General features: G+C 66.1%; 16 protein-coding genes. 7 read left to right on the top strand and 9 right to left on the bottom strand.

Annotated elements, in window-relative coordinates:
* Positions 1 to 77: 77 nt before the first annotated feature.
* The gene (pknB, locus tag J1902_RS11110) at positions 78 to 2,147 is read left to right on the top strand and encodes a Stk1 family PASTA domain-containing Ser/Thr kinase (protein ID WP_207616322.1); all 2,070 of its coding nucleotides are present in this window, start codon (positions 78 to 80) and stop codon (positions 2,145 to 2,147) included.
* 84 nt (positions 2,148 to 2,231) lie between these two features.
* On the opposite strand, the gene J1902_RS11115 is transcribed toward pknB, so the two are convergent.
* Entirely contained in the window at positions 2,232 to 3,638 is a 1,407-nt protein-coding gene (locus tag J1902_RS11115; RefSeq protein ID WP_207616323.1) for a class II 3-deoxy-7-phosphoheptulonate synthase, read from the bottom strand.
* A gap of 66 nt (positions 3,639 to 3,704) precedes the next feature.
* Positions 3,705 to 4,463, bottom strand: a complete 759-nt coding sequence (locus J1902_RS11120; protein ID WP_207616324.1) for a lysophospholipid acyltransferase family protein — start codon at positions 4,461 to 4,463, stop codon at positions 3,705 to 3,707.
* A 133-nt stretch (positions 4,464 to 4,596) separates the two neighbouring features.
* On the opposite strand from J1902_RS11120, the gene J1902_RS11125 reads away from it, so the two are divergent.
* The gene (locus tag J1902_RS11125; RefSeq protein WP_207616325.1) at positions 4,597 to 5,400 is read left to right on the top strand and encodes an alpha/beta hydrolase; all 804 of its coding nucleotides are present in this window, start codon (positions 4,597 to 4,599) and stop codon (positions 5,398 to 5,400) included.
* On the top strand, positions 5,387 to 5,887 hold the full coding sequence (locus tag J1902_RS11130; protein ID WP_207616326.1) for a hypothetical protein: 501 nt from the start codon (positions 5,387 to 5,389) through the stop codon (positions 5,885 to 5,887). Before J1902_RS11125 ends, J1902_RS11130 begins: the two co-directional genes overlap by 14 nt.
* Before the next feature lie 30 nt (positions 5,888 to 5,917).
* Here the strand turns inward: J1902_RS11130 and J1902_RS11135 are convergent, their stop codons facing one another.
* Entirely contained in the window at positions 5,918 to 7,012 is a 1,095-nt protein-coding gene (locus tag J1902_RS11135; protein WP_207616327.1) for an ROK family glucokinase, read from the bottom strand.
* 200 nt (positions 7,013 to 7,212) lie between these two features.
* Between J1902_RS11135 and J1902_RS11140 the strand changes: the two genes are divergently transcribed.
* On the top strand, positions 7,213 to 9,024 hold the full coding sequence (locus J1902_RS11140) for an AMP-dependent synthetase/ligase (protein ID WP_207616328.1): 1,812 nt from the start codon (positions 7,213 to 7,215) through the stop codon (positions 9,022 to 9,024).
* A gap of 69 nt (positions 9,025 to 9,093) precedes the next feature.
* Here J1902_RS11140 and J1902_RS11145 read toward each other — a convergent pair whose 3' ends face one another.
* Positions 9,094 to 12,489 carry a pyruvate carboxylase gene (locus J1902_RS11145; protein ID WP_207616329.1) on the bottom strand — a complete coding sequence of 1,132 codons (3,396 nt, stop codon included), beginning with the start codon at positions 12,487 to 12,489 and terminating at the stop codon, positions 9,094 to 9,096.
* 303 nt (positions 12,490 to 12,792) lie between these two features.
* On the opposite strand from J1902_RS11145, the gene J1902_RS11150 reads away from it, so the two are divergent.
* A complete protein-coding gene (locus J1902_RS11150) occupies positions 12,793 to 13,614 on the top strand; it encodes a ParA family protein (protein WP_207616330.1) in 822 nt (273 codons plus the stop codon).
* A gap of 59 nt (positions 13,615 to 13,673) precedes the next feature.
* Here the strand turns inward: J1902_RS11150 and J1902_RS11155 are convergent, their stop codons facing one another.
* The 5 genes from J1902_RS11155 to gcvH all read right to left on the bottom strand — a co-directional run bounded on the left by J1902_RS11155 (position 13,674) and on the right by gcvH (position 16,751).
* Positions 13,674 to 14,267 carry a MerR family transcriptional regulator gene (locus tag J1902_RS11155; RefSeq protein WP_207616331.1) on the bottom strand — a complete coding sequence of 198 codons (594 nt, stop codon included), beginning with the start codon at positions 14,265 to 14,267 and terminating at the stop codon, positions 13,674 to 13,676.
* 240 nt (positions 14,268 to 14,507) lie between these two features.
* Positions 14,508 to 15,011, bottom strand: a complete 504-nt coding sequence (locus J1902_RS11160; RefSeq protein WP_207616332.1) for a bifunctional nuclease family protein — start codon at positions 15,009 to 15,011, stop codon at positions 14,508 to 14,510.
* On the bottom strand, positions 15,011 to 15,727 hold the full coding sequence (gene ftsR / locus J1902_RS11165) for a transcriptional regulator FtsR (protein WP_207616333.1): 717 nt from the start codon (positions 15,725 to 15,727) through the stop codon (positions 15,011 to 15,013). The genes J1902_RS11160 and ftsR overlap by 1 nt, the downstream gene beginning before the upstream one ends.
* A gap of 23 nt (positions 15,728 to 15,750) precedes the next feature.
* On the bottom strand, positions 15,751 to 16,227 hold the full coding sequence (locus tag J1902_RS11170) for an FHA domain-containing protein (RefSeq protein ID WP_207616334.1): 477 nt from the start codon (positions 16,225 to 16,227) through the stop codon (positions 15,751 to 15,753).
* Positions 16,228 to 16,364: 137 nt separating this feature from the next.
* Positions 16,365 to 16,751, bottom strand: coding sequence for a glycine cleavage system protein GcvH (gcvH, locus tag J1902_RS11175; protein WP_207616335.1), 387 nt, complete (start codon positions 16,749 to 16,751; stop codon positions 16,365 to 16,367).
* 163 nt (positions 16,752 to 16,914) lie between these two features.
* Between gcvH and J1902_RS11180 the strand changes: the two genes are divergently transcribed.
* Together J1902_RS11180 and J1902_RS11185 are read left to right on the top strand one after the other, a co-directional pair.
* Positions 16,915 to 17,868 carry a DNA-formamidopyrimidine glycosylase family protein gene (locus J1902_RS11180; RefSeq protein ID WP_207616336.1) on the top strand — a complete coding sequence of 318 codons (954 nt, stop codon included), beginning with the start codon at positions 16,915 to 16,917 and terminating at the stop codon, positions 17,866 to 17,868.
* Complete coding sequence (locus J1902_RS11185; protein ID WP_242701896.1) at positions 17,865 to 18,554, top strand: hypothetical protein; 690 nt, start codon at positions 17,865 to 17,867, stop codon at positions 18,552 to 18,554. Before J1902_RS11180 ends, J1902_RS11185 begins: the two co-directional genes overlap by 4 nt.
* The last annotated feature ends 27 nt before the right edge of the window (positions 18,555 to 18,581 follow it).

The raw sequence follows: 18,581 nt of genomic DNA on the forward strand, positions 1-18,581 counted from the left end.
CCGGAAGGCCAGACACGGACTGGGCCCGGACCGCTGGACGGTTCGGGCCCGTTCTGTGCCTCCATTAGGATCGTAGGGTGCAGGAACAAGTGCAGGACCAACTTCTCGGGACCCTGGTGGACGGGCGCTACCTCGTCCGCTCACGTCTGGCGAGGGGCGGCATGTCCACTGTCTACCTGGCCACGGACCAACGCCTCGAGCGGGACGTGGCCTTCAAAGTCCTGCACCCGCACTTGGCCAACGACCACACCTTCCTGCAGCGCCTGAGCCAGGAGGCCAAGGCCGCAGCCAGCCTGTCCCACCCGCACGTCGTGGGGGTCCTGGACCAAGGGCAGGACGGCCACACGGCCTACCTGGTCATGGAGTACGTCAAGGGCCACACGCTCCGGGATCTCCTGAACGAGCAAGGGGCCTTGACGCCGCGGCTAGCGCTGGCACTCATCGACCCTGTCATCGCGGGACTTGCGGCGGCCCATGCGGCCGGACTCATCCACCGCGACGTCAAGCCTGAGAATGTCCTGATCGCCGACGACGGCCGGATCAAGGTGGGCGACTTCGGCCTGGCCCGGGCCGTCACGTCCACCACCAGCACCGGCTCCCTGATCGGCACCGTCGCCTATGTGGCGCCCGAGCTCGTCCTGGGGAAACCGGCCGATGCGCGGAGCGACGTTTATTCGGCGGGCATCATGCTCTACGAAATGCTTACCGGACGCCGGCCCTATGAGGGCGACGTGCCCATCCAGGTGGCCTACCAGCACGTGAACTCAGTGGTGGGGCCGCCATCGGGGGCCGCGCCCGGACTCGCCGTCGACCTGGACGAACTCGTCCAGTGGTGCACGGCAAACGACGCCGAGCAGCGCCCCGTTGACGGCGCCGCGCTCCTCGCGGAACTGCGGCATATCCGGACCACCCTGGGCGACGCCCAACTCGACCTGCAGCCGCCGCTGATGCGTGCTCCCGCCCACCCCGGCGCGCAGGCAGAGGCACAGACCGCAATCGTCACACCGGGCGCGCCCCGGAACGAGCCCACCGAGGCCCTGGCCGTGACCGGCCGCCCCACCGAGGTGATCTCCCGCCAGAGCAACCCGACCACGGTGATCCCGCCGTCGGGCATCCCTGGTGTGCACGCCGCCGGCTCCACCGCCACACAGCAGGTTCCCCGGCCCGGCAAGCGCGAACTCAGGCGACTTGAGCGCCAGGAAGAGAAGGACCGGGCCCGGGCTGCGGCGACCTCTGTCCGCTCGCTGCGCGAGGGCAACCCCCGGCGCCGTGGCCTGATCTGGGCCATCGTGGTGATCGTCCTGGCCCTGCTGGCCACCTCTGCCGGGTGGTTCTTTGGAATGGGCCCCGGTTCCCCCGGCACCATCCCGGATGTCAAGAACAGGACCGTGGCCGAGGCCCAGCAACTGCTGCGCACCGCCGGTTTCCAGTCCGAGCCCCGGGACGTATTCGACGACGACGTGAAGGCGGGTTTCGCGGTCGGCACCGACCCTGCCTCGGGCCTGGTGGTGCGCAAGTTCCAGCCGATCGCCCTGTTCGTGTCCAAGGGTGCACAGTTGTTTCCGCTCCCGTCCTTGGCCGGACTGACCCTGGACCAGGCCAAGGACGAGCTCAACAAGGCAAGAATGACCCTGGGCATCGTCACGCAGGCCCACGACGAAAAGGCACCGGCGGGAACGGTTCTCTCGCAGGAACCGGCCGGCACCACGCCAGCCCGGCACAGCACGGCGGTGGCCCTGGTGCTTTCCAAGGGCCCCCAGCCCATTCCGGTACCGGACGTGCGCGGAATGAACCAGGACGACGCCGCGAAGGCCTTGCAGGATGCAGGCTTGACGGCGCAGATCGCGCCGGAAACGGTCAATGACAAGAAGGTGCCCAAGGGGGCGGTGGTCGGCCAGTCCCCGGCCAACGGCACGCTCATCCGCGGGGAGACGGTAACACTCACCGTCTCCAAGGGACCCAAAATGGTGAAGGTCCCCAGCTTTGTCGGCAAGCAGGCCGCGGCCGCGCGGGCAGCCCTGGAGAAACTGGGCTTCGAAGTGGTCGTCAACAACGTCCTGGGCGGCTTCTTCGGCACGGTCCGGGACCAGAGCCCTGTGGACACCGACGTGCCGGAAGACTCCGTCGTTACGCTCACAGTCGTCTGATAGCCACGATCCAACGCAGCACGCTAAACAAGAGAGGGCGGTCCGGAATGTCCGGACCGCCCCTCTTTGGCATTGCAGCAGGGACTACTGGTGCTTGGCCAGTGCTCCTGCGACGAGGAACGCCATCTCAAGCGACTGCATGTGGTTCAGGCGCGGGTCGCACACGGACTCGTAGCGGTCCAGGAAGGCATCCTGGTCGATCGGGTCGGCACCGCCCAGGCACTCGGCGACGTCGTCGCCCGTCATTTCGACGTGCAGGCCGCCAGGGACCGTGCCCAGGGCCCGGTGCACCTCGAAGAAGCCGCGTACTTCGTCGATGACGTCGTCGAAGTTGCGGGTCTTGTAGCCGTTGGGCGAGGTGACGGTGTTGCCGTGCATCGGGTCCGTGACCCAGAGGACCTGGGCGCCGGAGGCCGTGACGCGCTCGACAATCGCGGGCAGCTTCTCGCGGATGTTCCCGGCGCCCATGCGGGTGATGAACGTCAGGCGGCCGGGTTCGCGGTTCGGGTCCAGCTTGTCGATGAGGCGCAGTGCGTCGTCGCCGCTGGTGTTCGGGCCGAGCTTGACGCCGATCGGGTTCCGTACGCGGGAGAGGAAGTCCACGTGGGCGTTGTCGAGTTCGCGGGTTCGTTCGCCGATCCACAGGAAGTGGCCCGAGGTGTCGTAAGGCAGGCCCGTGCGCGAGTCGATGCGGGTGAGGGCACGCTCGTAGTCGAGCAGGAGTGCCTCGTGGCTGGCGAAGAATTCAACACGCTTGAGCGCTTCAAAGTCGGCGCCGCAGGAGTCCATGAACTTGATGGCGCGGTCAATGTCCCGGGCCAGGGACTCGTAGCGGGCGTGCGCCGGGTTTTCGGTGAAGCCCTTGTTCCAGAGATGCACCAGGCGCAGATCGGCGAAGCCGCCCTGCGTGAATGCGCGGATCAGGTTCAGCGTGGAAGCCGAGGTGTGGTACGCCTTGAGCATGCGGCTGGCGTCGTGGGAGCGGGACTCCGGGGAGAAGTCGTAGCCGTTGACGATGTCGCCACGGTACGCCGGCAGGGTGACGCCGTCGCGGGTTTCGTCGTTCGAGGACCGCGGCTTGGCGAACTGGCCGGCCATGCGGCCCATCTTGATGACGGGCATGGCGGCCCCATAGGTCAGGACCACAGCCATCTGGAGGATGGTCTTGACGCGGGCACTGATCTTGTCCGCGGTAGCGCCCTCGAAGGTCTCGGCGCAGTCGCCGCCCTGGAGCAGGAAGGCCTTGCCCTGGGCCGCGGCAGCCAGGCGCTCGCGCAGCACGTCCACTTCACCGGCGAAGACCAGCGGCGGCAACACGGAAAGTTCCTTGACGGAAGCGTCGTAGACGCCCTTGTCGGACCAGGTGGGCTGCTGCGAGATGGGCAGCTCCCGCCAGTGGTCGAGTCCGGGATAGTTTGCCGCTCCGCTTTGGGCGGTGCTGGCCAGGGGCCCGGTTACGGACGGTGCGTTGTTCGTGGTTAGCTCAGTCACCCTACAAGAGTAGTTGCCCGTGTCACCGTTGGGGCACCTCCGGCGTAACCGTCCCTCCGCGGACCGTCACACTTTCCCGGTGTCTGCTCCGCCGTCGGGCTCGGGTTCTTCGGGAGGCTCTGCAGCGGGCAACGGTTCCGGTCCTTTTCCGGCCAGCTGCTGCTTCACCACGGCCGCGTAGTCGTCTACGTATTCCTGCCCGGACAGCCGCATGAGCTCGTACATGATTTCGTCCGTAACGGCACGCTGGATCAGCCGGTCATCCTCCATCCCGTAGTAGCGGCTGAAGTCCAGGGGCTGCCCGAAAATGACGCCGATCCTCCGGATACTGGGGAGCCTCTTGCCGATCGGCTGGACCTTTTCGGTGCCGATCATCGCCACTGGAACCACGGGGACACGGGTCTGCAGAGCGAGACGGGCCACGCCCACCTTGCCGCGGTAGAGCCGGGCGTCGGGACTGCGGGTGCCCTCCGGGTAGATGCCCAGCAGCCCGCCGCTGCCCAGCACGTCCTTGCCGGCCTGCAGGGACAGTTCCGAGGCCGCGCCTCCGGAGCGGTCCATGGGCAGTTGCTTGCTCAGGCGGAAGAACGAGGCCGTGAGTCTTCCCTTGAGACCCGTTCCGGTGAAGTACTCGGACTTCGCCAGGAAGATGACGGGCCGGTGCACCATGAGGGGCAGGAAGATGGAGTCGGAGAACGACAAATGGTTGGAGGCAAGAATTGCGGCGCCCTCGGCCGGGACGTTGTCCAGACCCTTGGCCCAGGGCCTGAAGAGCAGCCTAAGGATGGGACCTAGGAAGATCCGCTTCATGACCCAATAGAACACTTTTGTCCTCTCACGTCCGGCGGCTGGAGGGCTCCAGGGAAGGGCCGGCCGGCACCCAAGTGCAACCCTACTCCTGGGGGAATTGCCGGGAACAGCGACACGGTGGCCGCCAACGGAGTAGCCTCGAGTCATCATGACAACTCTTCCTGATCCATCACCGTTCGAGAGCGAATCCACCGGTTCCGGGCCCCGCATCGGCGTCGTGATGTCCCATGGGTTCACGGGGAGCCCCCACAGCATGCGCCCTTGGGCCGAACACCTGGCAGCCGAGGGCTTCGCGGTCCGCCTGCCCCTGTTGCCCGGACATGGCACCAGCTGGCAGAATCTGGCCACGCATCGCTGGCAGGAGTGGCACGAGGCCGTGGACCACGCCTACCGGCAGCTCGAAGCCAGCTGTGATGCTGTCTTTGCCGCCGGGCTGTCCATGGGCGGAACCCTAGCCCTGCGCGTGGCCGCAACCCGTCCGGTGGCGGGCACCGTGGTGGTGAATCCGGGCCTGGTCATCGATGATCCCCGTTCGGCCGTGGTCGGCATCCTGAAGCACTTCCAGAAGTCCACTCCGGCGATCGCCAACGACATCCTTAAGCCCGGCATGGACGAGGGCGCCTACGAGCGTACCCCGGTGGCCGCAGCCCACGAACTGAAGAAGATGTTTAAGGACACGGTCACCCTGCTGCCACGGATCAGCGCGCCCGTGCGGGTGTTCCGCTCCACCGTGGACCACGTCGTCTCGGACCACAGCATCGAGTTGCTGCGCCGGCACCTGCGGGCCCCGCTGGAACTCAGCCTGCTGGGTAACAGCTACCATGTGGCCACCCTCGACAACGATGCCGGGGAGATCTTCCGCGGCTCGGTCGACTTCATCCGGAAGACCATGGCGGCCCGTACCGGGCCCTCGGATGCCGGCAGCAAGGACGCAGCCCATGAACAGGCCTGACCCCAACTCAGCGGACCAAAGCGCCAACAACGACGACGACGCCGTCTGGCTTGACCTGGTGGCCCGCCTTGAGGCGACCCCGTCCGCGGGGCCCGGTGAGATCCACGAGGCGACACCGCCGGAGCCGGTCTCCGAGGAACCGGCCCGGGCTTCCTTCCGCGACTTTGATCCCCTGGGCCTGTCGAATCCGGCCGCAGCTGAGGACGCGCCCCCGGCGCCCGGCCCGCGTGACCATGAGGTGGACGGCGAAGAGGGCTTCGTGCCCGAGGAACCGCCGAGTCTGGCCGGAACGGAGCCCCTGACCATGCTGGCGTGGCTGGGTGCCATCGGCGGGCCACTTGCGCTCGTGTTCACGGCCATGTTCTGGCGGTCCGCGCCGCTCGTTGCCATCCTCGGCATTGTGGCGGCCTTCGTTGCGTCGGTGGTCTACCTCATCATGAAGCTGCCCCAGGAAAAGAACGAGGACGACGACGGCGCCCGCATCTGAGCGGGCCGCCGGGCTGCGCCGGCCCCTGGCTTAGCCGTGGGTCCTGCCGCTGACCCGTGACAAGTCTGCGGCCCCGATCATTCCGGCCCGCGGGCCCAGGGCTGCCAGTTCGATCCGTGCGGCGGGGCGGAATCCGCGGCCGGTGAGGTTTTCTTCGAATGCGGCCCGGGCCGGAGCGACGAGCAGTTCCCCGGCGTCGCACATCCCGCCGCCGATGACGAACATGCCAGGGTCCAGGGCTGCGGCCAGATTGGCCAGGCCCAGCCCGAGCCACCGGCCCTGTTCCGCCAGCAGTTCCCTGGAAGCGGCATTGCCGGCCAGGGCAAATCCGCTCACCGTGAGGCCTGTGATCCCTTCGGGCTTTCCCCCGCTGCCGGCCAAGAGCTCCTGCGCCTCCGCAGTGCCCGAGCTGGCAAAGGCGCGCGCCTCGCGGCCCAGGGCATTCCCCGAAGCGTACTGTTCCCAACACCCGCGGTTGCCGCATTCGCAGGGGTGGCCGCCGGGCATGATGATCTGGTGGCCGAACTCGCCCGCCACGCCGAAGCGCCCGCGCTCCACGCGGCCATCCATGACCATGGCGCCGCCGATGCCGGTGCCAAGGGTGATGCAGACCAGCCGGCTCTCCCCCTGCCCCGCACCGAAGCGCCATTCCGCCCAGGCTGCGGCGTCGGCGTCGTTCGTCAAGAGAACCGGTCGGCGCAGGAGCTGTTGCAGATTAGCCCTGAGTGGCTCGTTCCGCCACGCAAGGTGCGGGCTGAACAGGACCGTGCCGCCGTCGAGGTCCATCCACCCGGCCGCACCGATGCCCACCGAGGCGATGCGGTGCCCGGCGCCGAGTTCGTGGACGAGGTCCACGATGACCTGCTCCACGGCACGGGGGTCGCTTCCCGGGGTGGAGCGGCGGGCCTCCGCGAGGACCCGGCCCTCGGCATCCACCACTCCGGCGGCGACCTTGGTGCCTCCGATGTCGATTCCGATGGCCAGTCCCCTGCGGCCCAGATGCGTCCTGCAGCTGGCCCACGGCACGGCACCCCAGCGGGCCGCGGGCCGCCAGCGGACCGCAGCGGAGCCGGACCAGGCCGATGGGCGGGGTCCGGGCTGTTGAGTGGGCGGGCGAAGGGGCATTCAGACATCCTATTCTGCAAGGCCGCTTCGCCATGGCCACCCGGCGGATTTGCCGTGCCTCCGTGAGCTGCCGATTGGCGGGGCCGGGGGCCAAACCGTAAAGTTACTCGCCAGTAGGTGAAATAGGACACACCCCGGGAAACCGGCGTACTAGAGTAAGAGCAGCCCCAATGTGGTCTGTTGATATCGAAGGAGCTATCGTGCGTGAAATCAGTGTTCCGCCCCTTGTAAGCATCGCCCCAGAAACCAACACGACGGACCTTGTGATCCGCCAGGCCGCCAAGCCGTCCAACCCTGCCCTGTTCTCCAAGCTCGACGGCAACGGGCAGTGGCAGGACATCCGCGCCACAGAGTTCCTCGCCGATGTGCAGGCCATCGCGAAGGGCCTGATCGCCAGCGGAGTGGGACCCGGTGACCGCGTGGGCATCATGTCCCGGACCCGCTACGAATGGTCACTGGTGGACTTCGCCATCTGGTTCGCCGGCGCTGTCACCGTCCCCATCTACGAGACGTCCTCCCCGTCGCAGGTCGCCTGGAACCTCGGAGATTCCGGCGCGGTTGCCGCGTTCGGCGAGGCAGCCCACCACGAAGACATCATCAGGCAGGCGGTCGCTGCCGAGGACATCAGCGCCATGACCAACGTCTGGCAACTCGAAGGCGGCGGTCTGGACACCCTTCGCCAAGCAGGCGCGGGCGTTAGCGACGAAGAGCTCGAAGCCCGGCGCAGCACGGCCGGCCTGGCCGACCTCGCCACCATCATCTACACCTCCGGCACCACGGGCCGGCCCAAGGGCTGCGAACTCACGCACGGAAACTTCGTGGAACTCTCGGAGAACGCGAGGGCAGCCCTCGGCGACGTCGTGAACGAGAACGCCAAGACCATCATGTTCCTTCCCCTGGCCCACGTCTTCGCCCGGTTCATCTCCGTGCTGGCCGTTGCCGGCGGCGTGCAGGTGGCACATACGCCGGACATCAAGCACCTCCTGGCCGATCTCCAGAGCTTCCAGCCCACGTTCATCCTGGCCGTCCCCCGGGTCTTCGAGAAGGTCTACAACTCGGCGCTCACCAAGGCCGAGGACGGCGGCAAGGGGGCCATCTTCCACCGGGCCGTGGACACCGCGATCGAATACTCCAAGGCCCGCCAGTCCGGTTCCCTTGGCTTGGGGCTGCGGCTCAAGCACACGTTGTTCGACAAACTGGTCTACGGCAAGCTGCGGGCAGCCATGGGCGGACAGGTCGCCCACGCCGTATCCGGCGGTGGGCCGCTGGGCGAACGCCTCGGCCATTTCTTCCAGGGCATCGGCCTGCAGATCCTCGAAGGCTACGGACTCACGGAAACCACCGCCCCGATCACCGTCAACAGGCCGTCCCTCATCAAGATCGGCACTGTGGGGGCCCCGCTGCCCGGCAACTCGGTCAAGATCGCGGACGACGGCGAGATCCTCGCCAAGGGCTACTGCGTCATGAAGGGCTACTACAAGCGCGAGGACCTCACCGCAGAAACCTTTGTGGATGGATGGTTCCGGACCGGAGACATCGGCGAGCTGGATGACGAAGGCTTCCTGAAGATCACCGGACGCAAGAAGGAAATCATCGTCACTGCCGGCGGCAAGAACGTGGTTCCTGCCCTGCTGGAGGACCAGATCCGCGCCGACGCCCTGGTGTCGCAGGTGCTCGTGGTGGGCGACAACCGGCCGTTCATCGCCGCCCTGGTCACACTGGACGAGGAGGCACTCCCGGGGTGGCTGGAGCGCCATGGGCTGCCGGCGTCCACCACGCTGGCGCAGGCAGCCGACAACGCCGTGGTCCAGACAGCCGTCCAGGATCTGGTCAACCGTGCCAACCAGTCGGTGTCCCAGGCCGAAGCCATCAAATCCTTCAGGATCGTTCCCGCCGACTTCACCGAAGCCTCGGGCCATCTGACCCCCTCCATGAAGGTCAAGCGCACCCAGGTGATGAAGGACTTCGAGTCCGTCATCGAGGACATGTACTCGGCACCCCGCGTTTCCTAAGCCGCACAAGCAAAAGGAACCCCGTCCGGAATATCCGGACGGGGTTCCTTCGTCTATGCAGCTTCGGGGCTACTCGACGATGAGCAACAGATCGCCGCCCTGGACCTGCTCGACCGCCGATACGGCGAGGCGCGAGACAGTGCCCGCAACCGGCGTCGTGATGGAGGCTTCCATCTTCATGGCCTCGATCGTGGCAACCGTATCGCCGGCCTTGACGATGTCGCCGGCCTTGACCGTGACCGTGACGGCACCCGCGAACGGCGCGGCGACCTGGCCGGGCTGTGCGGGATCTGCCTTCTCGGCGGCCTTGACGTTGCTCACCACGGAGCGGTCACGGACCACCACGGGGCGGGACTGGCCGTTGAGCGTGCACATGACCGTGCGCATGCCCTTCTCGTCGGCCTCAGACACGGCCTCAAGCTGGGCGATCAGGCGGACGCCCTTCTCCAGCTCGATCACGTGCTCGGCGCCGCGCTGCAGGCCGTACAGGTAGTCACGGGTGTCCAGCACGGAGATGTTGCCGTAGTTGTCCACGCTCTTCAGGTAGTCCTTGGTGGGGCCGTCGAAGAGCAGACGGTTCAGCGTGTGCTGGCGCGTCTTCGAATCGGACTTAAGCGCGGCACTGTCCTCGGCGCTGAGCTCGACGTCGCGCACCTTGATGCTACGGCCCTGCAGGGCCTTGGTGCGGAACGGCTCGGGCCAGCCTCCGGGAGGGTCACCCAATTCGCCCGAGAGGAAGCCGATGACGGAGTCCGGGATGTCGTAGTTCTGCGGGTTCTCGTTGAAGTCGGCGGGATCCGCGTTCAGGCCCACGAGGTGCAGCGCGAGGTCGCCCACCACCTTGGAGGACGGAGTCACCTTGACCAGGCGGCCCAGGATGCGGTCCGCTGCGGTGTACATGTCCTCGATGGCTTCAAACTGCTCGCCGAGGCCCAGGGCAATGGCCTGCTGGCGCAGATTGGAGAGCTGGCCTCCGGGGATTTCGTGCTGGTAGACGCGGCCTGTCGGGCCCGGCAGGCCGGATTCGAACGGTGCGTACACGCGGCGCACGGCCTCCCAGTACGGCTCCAGGGCACTGACGTTGGCCAGGCTGAGGCCCGTATCGCGCGGCGTGTGGGCAAGCGCCGCGACGAGCGCGGACGCCGAGGGCTGGCTGGTGGTGCCGGCAAGCGACGCCGAGGCGACGTCCACGGCGTCGACTCCTGCATCCACGGCGGCCAATAGCGTGGCCAGCTGGCCACCTGCTGTGTCGTGGGTGTGCAGGTGGACCGGCAGATCGAAACGCTCACGAAGGGCCGCGACCAGCTTCGCCGCGGCCGCAGGGCGGAGCAGGCCGGCCATGTCTTTGATGGCCAGGATGTGCGCACCGGCGTCGACGATCCTCTGGGCAAGCTCGAGGTAGTAGTCGAGCGTGTACAGGGTCTCGTCCGGATTGAGCATGTCGCCGGTGTAGCACAGTGCCACTTCGGCGACGGCGGTGCCTGTGGCCCGGACGGCGCGGATGGCCGGGGCCATCTGGTTGACGTCGTTGAGGGCGTCAAAGATGCGGAAGATGTCGATGCCGGTGGCCGCTGCCTCCGTGACGAAGGCCTCCGTCACTTCTTCCGGGTACGGCGTGTAGCCGACGGTGTTGCGGCCGCGCAGGAGCATCTGCAGGCAGACGTTGGGCATTGCCTGGCGGAGCGCGGCCAGGCGGTCCCAGGGGTCTTCGCCGAGGAAGCGCAGGGAGACGTCGTACGTGGCACCGCCCCAGGCCTCGACCGAGAGGAGCTCCGGCAGCAGCGAGGTGACGGCCGGGCCGGCGGCCACGAGGTCGCGGGTACGGACCCTGGTGGCCAGCAACGACTGGTGGGCGTCACGGAACGTGGTGTCCGTGACGGCCAGTGCCTGCTGCTCGCGCAGGGCCTTGGCGAAGCCCTCCGGACCGAGTTCCAGCAACTTGTGGCGGGAGCCCTTGGTGGGAACGGGACCTTCGACGGCGGGGAGCTTGCTTGCCGGGTCGGAGTGCACCTTGAGTTCGCCGTTCGGCTTGTTCACAGTGACGTCCGCGAGCCAGGTGAGCAGCTTGGTTCCACGGTCCGCGGAGACGTGGGACTTGAGCAGCTCGGGGCGCTTGTCAATGAAGTCGGTGGCGACGTTTCCTGCGATGAAGTCCGGGTCGGCCAGCACGGCCTGCAGGAACGGAATGTTGGTGGAAACACCGCGGATGCGGAATTCGGCGAGGCCACGGCGCGCACGGGCCACGGCTGCCGGGTAGTCCCGGCCGCGGCAGGTGAGCTTGACCAGCATCGAGTCGAAGTGCGGGCTGATTTCGGCACCCGAGTACACAGTGCCGCCGTCGAGCCTTACGCCGGCGCCGCCAGCGGAACGGTAGCCGGTGATCTTTCCGACGTCGGGGCGGAAGCCGTTGGCCGGGTCTTCTGTGGTGATGCGGCACTGGAGCGCGGCACCTTTGATGGCGACCGTCTCCTGGCTCAGGCCGAGGTCGGCCAGGGTTTCGCCGGAGGCAATGCGCAGCTGCGCCTGGACGAGGTCAACGTCCGTGATTTCTTCGGTCACGGTGTGCTCGACCTGGATGCGCGGGTTCATTTCGATGAACACGTGCTGGCCCGCACGTTCGCCCTCGGTGTCCACGAGGAACTCGACGGTGCCGGCGTTGACGTAGTTCAGGGCCTTCGCGAAGGCCACTGCGTCGCGGTAGAGGGCCTGGCGGATGGATTCGTCCAGGTTCGGGGCCGGAGCGATTTCCACGACCTTCTGGTGGCGGCGCTGCAGCGAGCAGTCGCGCTCGAAGAGGTGCATGACGTTGCCTTCGGCGTCGGCCAGGATCTGGACCTCGATGTGGCGCGGCCGGAGCACGGCCTGCTCAAGGAACATGGTGGGATCGCCGAAGGCGGCGTCTGCTTCGCGCATGGCCGCCTGCAGGGCGTCCGGCAACGCTTCGCGGGTTTCGACGCGGCGCATGCCGCGGCCACCGCCGCCTGCAACGGCCTTGGCGAAGATCGGGAAACCGATTTCATCGGCGGCCGCAATGAGTTCGTCGAGGTCCTTCGAGGGCTTGCTCGACTTCAGGACCGGCACGCCGGCCTTGCGGGCGGCCTCGAGCGCGGCAACCTTGTTGCCTGCAAGCTCTAGGACCTCGGCCGGCGGACCGACAAAGGTGATGCCCTCGGCCTTGGCCGCGCGGGCCAGGTCAGGATTTTCGGAGAGGAAGCCGTAGCCCGGGTAGATGGCGTCGGCACCGGATTCCTTGGCTACACGGACAACCTCTGCAACGTCCAGGTAGGCGCGGACCGGGTGGCCGGCCTCGCCAATGAGATAGGCCTCATCGGCCTTCTGCCGGTGGATCGAGTTTCGGTCCTCGTGCGGAAAGACGGCAACGGTCTTGGCGCCCAGTTCATAACCAGCGCGAAATGCCCTGATCGCGATTTCTCCGCGATTGGCCACCAGAATCTTCGAAAACATACTTCTCCTGCATCATTGCGGGTGTATCGGTCGGTGGTCACAGTGTGTAATGCCACCAGCGGCAAACACAAATCTTTGTGGCAACCATCACAAAGCAATCGTCATGTGGGCTGTATAAGCGTGCGCGCGGGCGAGCACCATGCTAGTGCCGGGCCGGGACCCGGCGGGGGCAGACAGGCAAAGGCGGGAATCGGCCCCCGCGCAACATATGATGTTGAGGGGGCTTCGGCATGCCCCGCACCGGCTCTGCCCGGGGCAAAAACACCGCGACACGGCAACCGGCGTTAGGTTTTGGGTTCTCAAGTGCAAGTAGTCAGCATCAGCAGCCTCAAGGGCGGAGTGGGAAAGACGTCCGTCACCACCGGACTGGCCTCGGCGGCGCTGGCTGCCGGAATCCCCACGCTCGTCGTCGACCTCGACCCCCACGCAGACGCCACCACGGCCCTCGGGGTACAGCCCGGCGAGCAACTCGACATCGGCCGAATGCTGAAGAACCCCCGCAAGGCCAGGCTGAGCGAAAACGTGGCCAGCAGCGGCTGGGTCTCCAACGCCAACGGCAGGGGCGCACACGCCCGCGTCCTCGACGTTGCCGTGGGATCCGCGTACACCGGCATCTATGACCGACCGGACCTTGGCCGGAGGGATCTCCGCCGCCTGTCCGCCGTCCTCGCCGCCGGCGAACAGTACGAACTCGTCCTGGTGGACTGCCCGCCGTCGCTCAACGGCCTCACACGCATGGCCTGGAACGCGAGCGACCGCGTGGTGCTGGTGGCCGAGCCCGGACTGTTTTCCGTAGCAGGCACGGAGCGCACCATGCGGGCCATCCAGCTGTTCCGGAAGGAGTTCGCGCCGAACCTGGCGCCGGCAGGGATTGTTGCCAACCGTGTCCGGAGCGGTTCCGCCGAACACACCTTCCGCCTGGGCGAAATGGAATCCATGTTCGGTGAGCTGCTGCTCGCCCCGCACATCCCGGAACAGGCCAACTGGCAGCAGATCCAGGGTGCGGCCCATGCCGTGCACCACTGGCCCGGCGATTCGGCCAAGAACGCCGCCAAACTCTTCGACACGCTCCTGGAGAACATGCTGTCCGCGAAGAGCGGCCTGCGGGACCGCCGCCAGCACTGAAACCCCGGGGCGGCAGCTCCGCCGACGCAACCCAAGCAGCGCAGCAAATAGGAAAGCCGCTAGCTGATGCGGCGTGCGACGCGGCGCTTGCTCAATTCGTCATCGGGAAAGGACTGCTCCGTTACGCGCTCGCTGGGCAGCGCGGCGAGGCTGCCCTCGACCTCCCGCCAGACGCGGCCGACAGCGATGCCGAACACGCCCTGTCCGCCCTGCACAAGATCAATGACTTCGTCCGCAGACGTACATTCATAGACACTGGCGCCGTCGCTCATGAGAGTGATCTGGGCCAGGTCCTCCACACCGCGCTCGCGCAGGTGCTCCACAGCCGTACGGATCTGCTGGAGGGAAACCCCGGTGTCCAGCAGCCGCTTAACGACCTTCAGGACCAGGATGTCGCGGAAACCGTAGAGGCGCTGGGAACCGGAGCCTGCGGCCCCGCGGACAGCTGGTTCAACGAGGCCGGTGCGGGCCCAGTAGTCGAGTTGGCGGTAGGTGATGCCTGCGGCCTTGCATGCCGTGGGACCGCGGTAGCCCGCGTCCTCGTCCAGCACGGGAAGGTCCTCCGTAAACAGGAGACCCTGGGCACCGCCCGCGTGCGCAGCAGTGCCGGTCGAGGCCTGCTTTAGCTCGCCTGCATCGCCTTTCGGACTCACGTGACCCTCCTTGTAGTAAGTTCCCTTGGGGAAGGTGCATCCAGCACACAACACGGGGCCGAAACCCATCCGTGTCATTTCCGCGCAGGCCCACTTTCCAGTGTGACTTGCGCAGGCAGTGTATGCAACGGGAACTTGATACCTTCGACGTTAGGCCTGTGGAGGCCCAAGGTCAAAGACGTCGGGAGCAATTTCGGGTCGTGTCGAAACCTTCAGCCTTAACTTCAACCTTATTCTGGGTCAGCCCTCGAAATCCTCTGGCTCCACGTCGTCCAGGAATTCGCGGAACCTGCGCAGTTCGCCTTCTTCGTCAACAGCAGGGCCCGGCTCGGCTTCCTCACCTTCGTCATGCTCGGTGATGCGGACCCCGGCTTCCTCCATGACGGCATCGGCGCACCAGATCCGGCATTTGGCACGCAGCGCCAGTGCCAGCGCGTCCGACGCCCGGGAACTGACCACGGTGCCGTTGTCGAACTGCAGCTGACCGTAGAAGATGTTGTCCTCCACGGCCACGATGTTGACGCTGATGATCGAGTGTCCGAGGGATTCGACAACATCGATCAGGAGATCGTGCGTCATGGGCCGCGGCGGAACCACCCCCTGCTGCGCCAGGGCGATGGCGCTGGCCTCGGGCGTCCCGATCCAGATGGGCACATGCCGTTCACCGTTGATCTCGCGCAGGAGAACCAGCGGCTGGTTGGACGGCAGCTCGATCCGGACGCCGACAATTTCGACTTCGATCATCAGGTATCCATGCGGGAGATACGGTCCTGCACCAGCGCCCGGTGCAGGCTCAGGCAAAGCTCACTGATTTCGCGCGCGGCTTCGGCAGCCCGGGCTTGCGAGGATGCGTCCTTCCGGGAGGTCAGCGGCGCAACGGCCCGCTCAACAAGGCTGAACTCACGTTCGGCCGCCGCCTGGAACGGGCGCAGGTGGCGCGGCTCCAGGCCATGGTCCTCGAGCTGGACACAGGCGCGGGCCACCTGGAGTGCATGTTCGTCGAACTTTCCATTGGCGTGGCTGATGAGCCCGAAACTGAGCAGCGACTGCAGCAGTGGAACGCTGGCACCGGACTCCGTGCGCAGCTGCTCCTCGGTCAGGGCACGGGCATGTCCGTGGATCTCGGCAGCAAGTGCGTCGGAAACGATCCGTGGAGACACGGTGACCCCCTCCGGCAGCTTGTCCGGCCGCTCTCCGCGGTCGATCGCGTCAAGATAGTCCTTGATGACTTTCAGCGGCAGGTACTGGTCCCGCTGCAGGGCCAGGATGAAGCGCAACCGCTCCACATCGCTGTCCGTATACTGACGGTATCCCGCCGGAGTGCGTTTGGGGTTGATAAGCCCCTTCTCCTCCAGAAAACGGATCTTGGACGCCGTCATGGTGGGAAAGTCGTCGCTTAATTGAGCGAGAACTTCCCCGATGTTCAGGACCTGGGGCCCTCGACGCTCCGGCTGGGCCATTGCCACAGAGTGGTTCCCCGGAATCAGACTTGGCCAGCTGCGCGGGCAGGGCTCAGGTAGTAGGTCAGCCGGAACTTGCCGATCTGGACTTCATTGCCGGTCCTCAACTGCACGCTGTCCACGCGGTCGTGGTTGACGTAGGTGCCGTTCAGGCTGCCCATGTCCACGACCTCGAAGCCGGATTCCGTGCGGTGGAACTCCACGTGCTTGCGGGAAACCGTCACGTCATCAAGGAAGATGTCGGCATCGGGGTGCCGGCCTGCCGTGGTGGTGTCCGAGTCCAGCAGGAAGCGGGCACCGGCGTTCGGTCCGCTGTGCGCAATGAGCAGCGCAGAATCCGGCGGCAGCGCCTCCACGGACGCCCGCTCTTCGGGGGCCAGCTTGGGCGCGATGTTGGGTTCATCCCATACGGGCGTCAGGCTGATCGAAGTGGTCTCCGGCGTTGGCTGTTCGTCCGCACCGTTCTCGCCATTGGTTTGGTTCTGTTCGCCGCCAACCATGGAAATTCCTCCTCATCCGCCGGCTGCTGCTCGCTGCCGGCCACACCTTCGCCCGGTTCCGCCGGGAAATCGGTTGGCTGGCCCGCCTTCCCGACTCCCCTTAACAGGGGAGTACCAGCCGGGCGGGCCAGATAACTTTAGCCTACCTGTTGTTCATACTCAGATGCACTGAGCAGCGACTCCACAGCGTCTGCTTCGGCCAGTTTGACTTCAAGGAGCCAGCCTTCGCCGTAAGGGTCCGAGTTGATCAGGGACGGGTCCGTGTCCAGCGCCTCGTTGCGGGCCACCACTTCACCGGATACCGGCGCGTAGATGTCGCTGACGCTCTTGGTGGACTCGACTTCACCGACGACGTCGTTTCCGGCCACTGTTGTGCCGGCTTCCGGCATCTGGGCGTACACAACATCGCCCAGCGCGTCCTGGGCAAAATCGGTGATTCCGATCCGCACAATGCCCTCGGTATTGGGGGCGGTGACCCATTCATGTTCGGCGGTGTAGGAAAGATCGGCAGGAATGTTGCTCATCGGTCGCCTTTCATCGGGACTGTTACTGACCTCGACGGCGGACCGGGCTTCCGGCCACCGCTGAAAGTATATGCACAATCGCCTTCCCTCCCCAGAGGCGTCTGGGATCATGGGAGTGTGTCTGATCCGGCCCTCACCGGCATGTCCGCAAAGGAAGCTGACCATGCCCGAACTCCCCGAACTCGCAGCAATGGCCACATTTCTGGACGGGAAGCTCAGGGGCGCCGTGATCACGCAAGTGCAGTTCCCGAACTACTTCTCGCTGAAGACCAAGAATCCCCCGCCGGAGGAGCTGCCGGGGCGGATGGTCGATTCGGTGTCCCGGCGGGGAAAGTTCGTCCTCCTCAAGACGGTTCCGGGCCCGGACACGCCGCCCGCGGCGAGCTACCCCGCGGCCATGTTCCTGGCCTTCAACCTGGCGCAGGCGGGCTGGCTGCACTTCATGGAGAAGGCCGTGGGTCCCGTGGACAAGCCCGGCTTCATTGCCGCGCGGCTGAATTTCGCGCGGAACGGCCAGGACGTGTCTTTCGACCTCACTGACGCCGGGACGTGGAAGGGCCTGGCCGTCTTCATCGTCAGTGATCCGGCGGACATCCATGGCATGGCCGAACTGGGACCGGAACCGCTGGCACCCGGCTTTGGCCTGGAGGAGTTCAGCAGGCTGTTCAGCGCGAGGCAGCAGCTCAAAGCACTCCTGAAGGATCAGAAAGTCCTCGCAGGGATCGGAAATGCATACAGCGACGAGATCCTGCACGCAGCAAAGCTTTCACCGTTTGTGGCTGCTTCAACCCTGGACTCTGAGACGATTGAGCGCCTCTTCACCACCATGAGGTCTCTCCTGGCGGACGCCGTGCAGGAGGCAACAGGCAAACCACCCGAAGACCTCAAGGCCCTGAAGAAGTCCTCCATGCGGGTCCATGGACGGACGGGACAAGCATGCCCTGACTGCGGGGACACGGTACGGGAAGTCGCGTATGCCAGCGGTTCGCTGCAGTATTGCCCCACCTGCCAGACCGGGGGGAAATCCTCGAGAAGCGGCGCCGCGGGAAGGCCGGCTAGGCAATCCTGGCGAAGTTGCGGCAGTGCGCGCGGGGCCTCTGCCATGATGGACGCATGACTGAACAAGCACAGGCACCTGCCAGGAAAAAAGGCAACTGGGGAGCCAAGATCATTCTGGTCCTTGTTGCCTTGCTCATCGCCGTAGCCAGCTACTTCATCCTGTCCGCCATACTTCCCCGCTGGTGGTCCGACGTCATTGCCGGCCAGATCCGCCGCGATCTCGGTGCCAGCGTGCTCGTGGGCATGTTCTACGGCTTCGTGTTCACCTTCCTCCCGCTTCTGGTTGCGTGGCAGGCGACGCACAAGGCCATCAAATGGCCGTGGAAAATCGTCATCGTGCTGCTGGCCGTAGCCATCGCCACACCCAACCTCCTGACGGCCGGCATTGTTTTCGGCTCCTCGGAATCAGCACATGCCGGCCAGCGGACGCTGAGCGTGGACGCAGGCTTCTTCACCACCTGGACAGCCATTTCAGCGATTGCGGCCGCAGTCGCCTTCGTGATGGTAGTCATCCTCTGGACGGTGTGGCGCAGCCGGGGCAAGAAGGTCAAGGCCTTGAAGCAGGCCGACAGCGAACGGCTCAAGGCCGCCAAGCAGGCCGAGAAGGAAGCCCGCGACGCCGAACGCGCGGCAGGTGGCCGCCCGACGTCGGGCCCTGCAGCGTTCCTCGACGACGCAAAGCGGCGCGTCACCGATGTCTTCGACGGCAAGCCGGACGTGGACGGCAAGCCCGACAAGAAGTAGATACCGGGAACGGCAAAAAGCCCGCCA

The organism is Arthrobacter cavernae, from assembly GCF_017368795.1.
GTDB lineage: Bacteria > Actinomycetota > Actinomycetes > Actinomycetales > Micrococcaceae > Arthrobacter > Arthrobacter cavernae.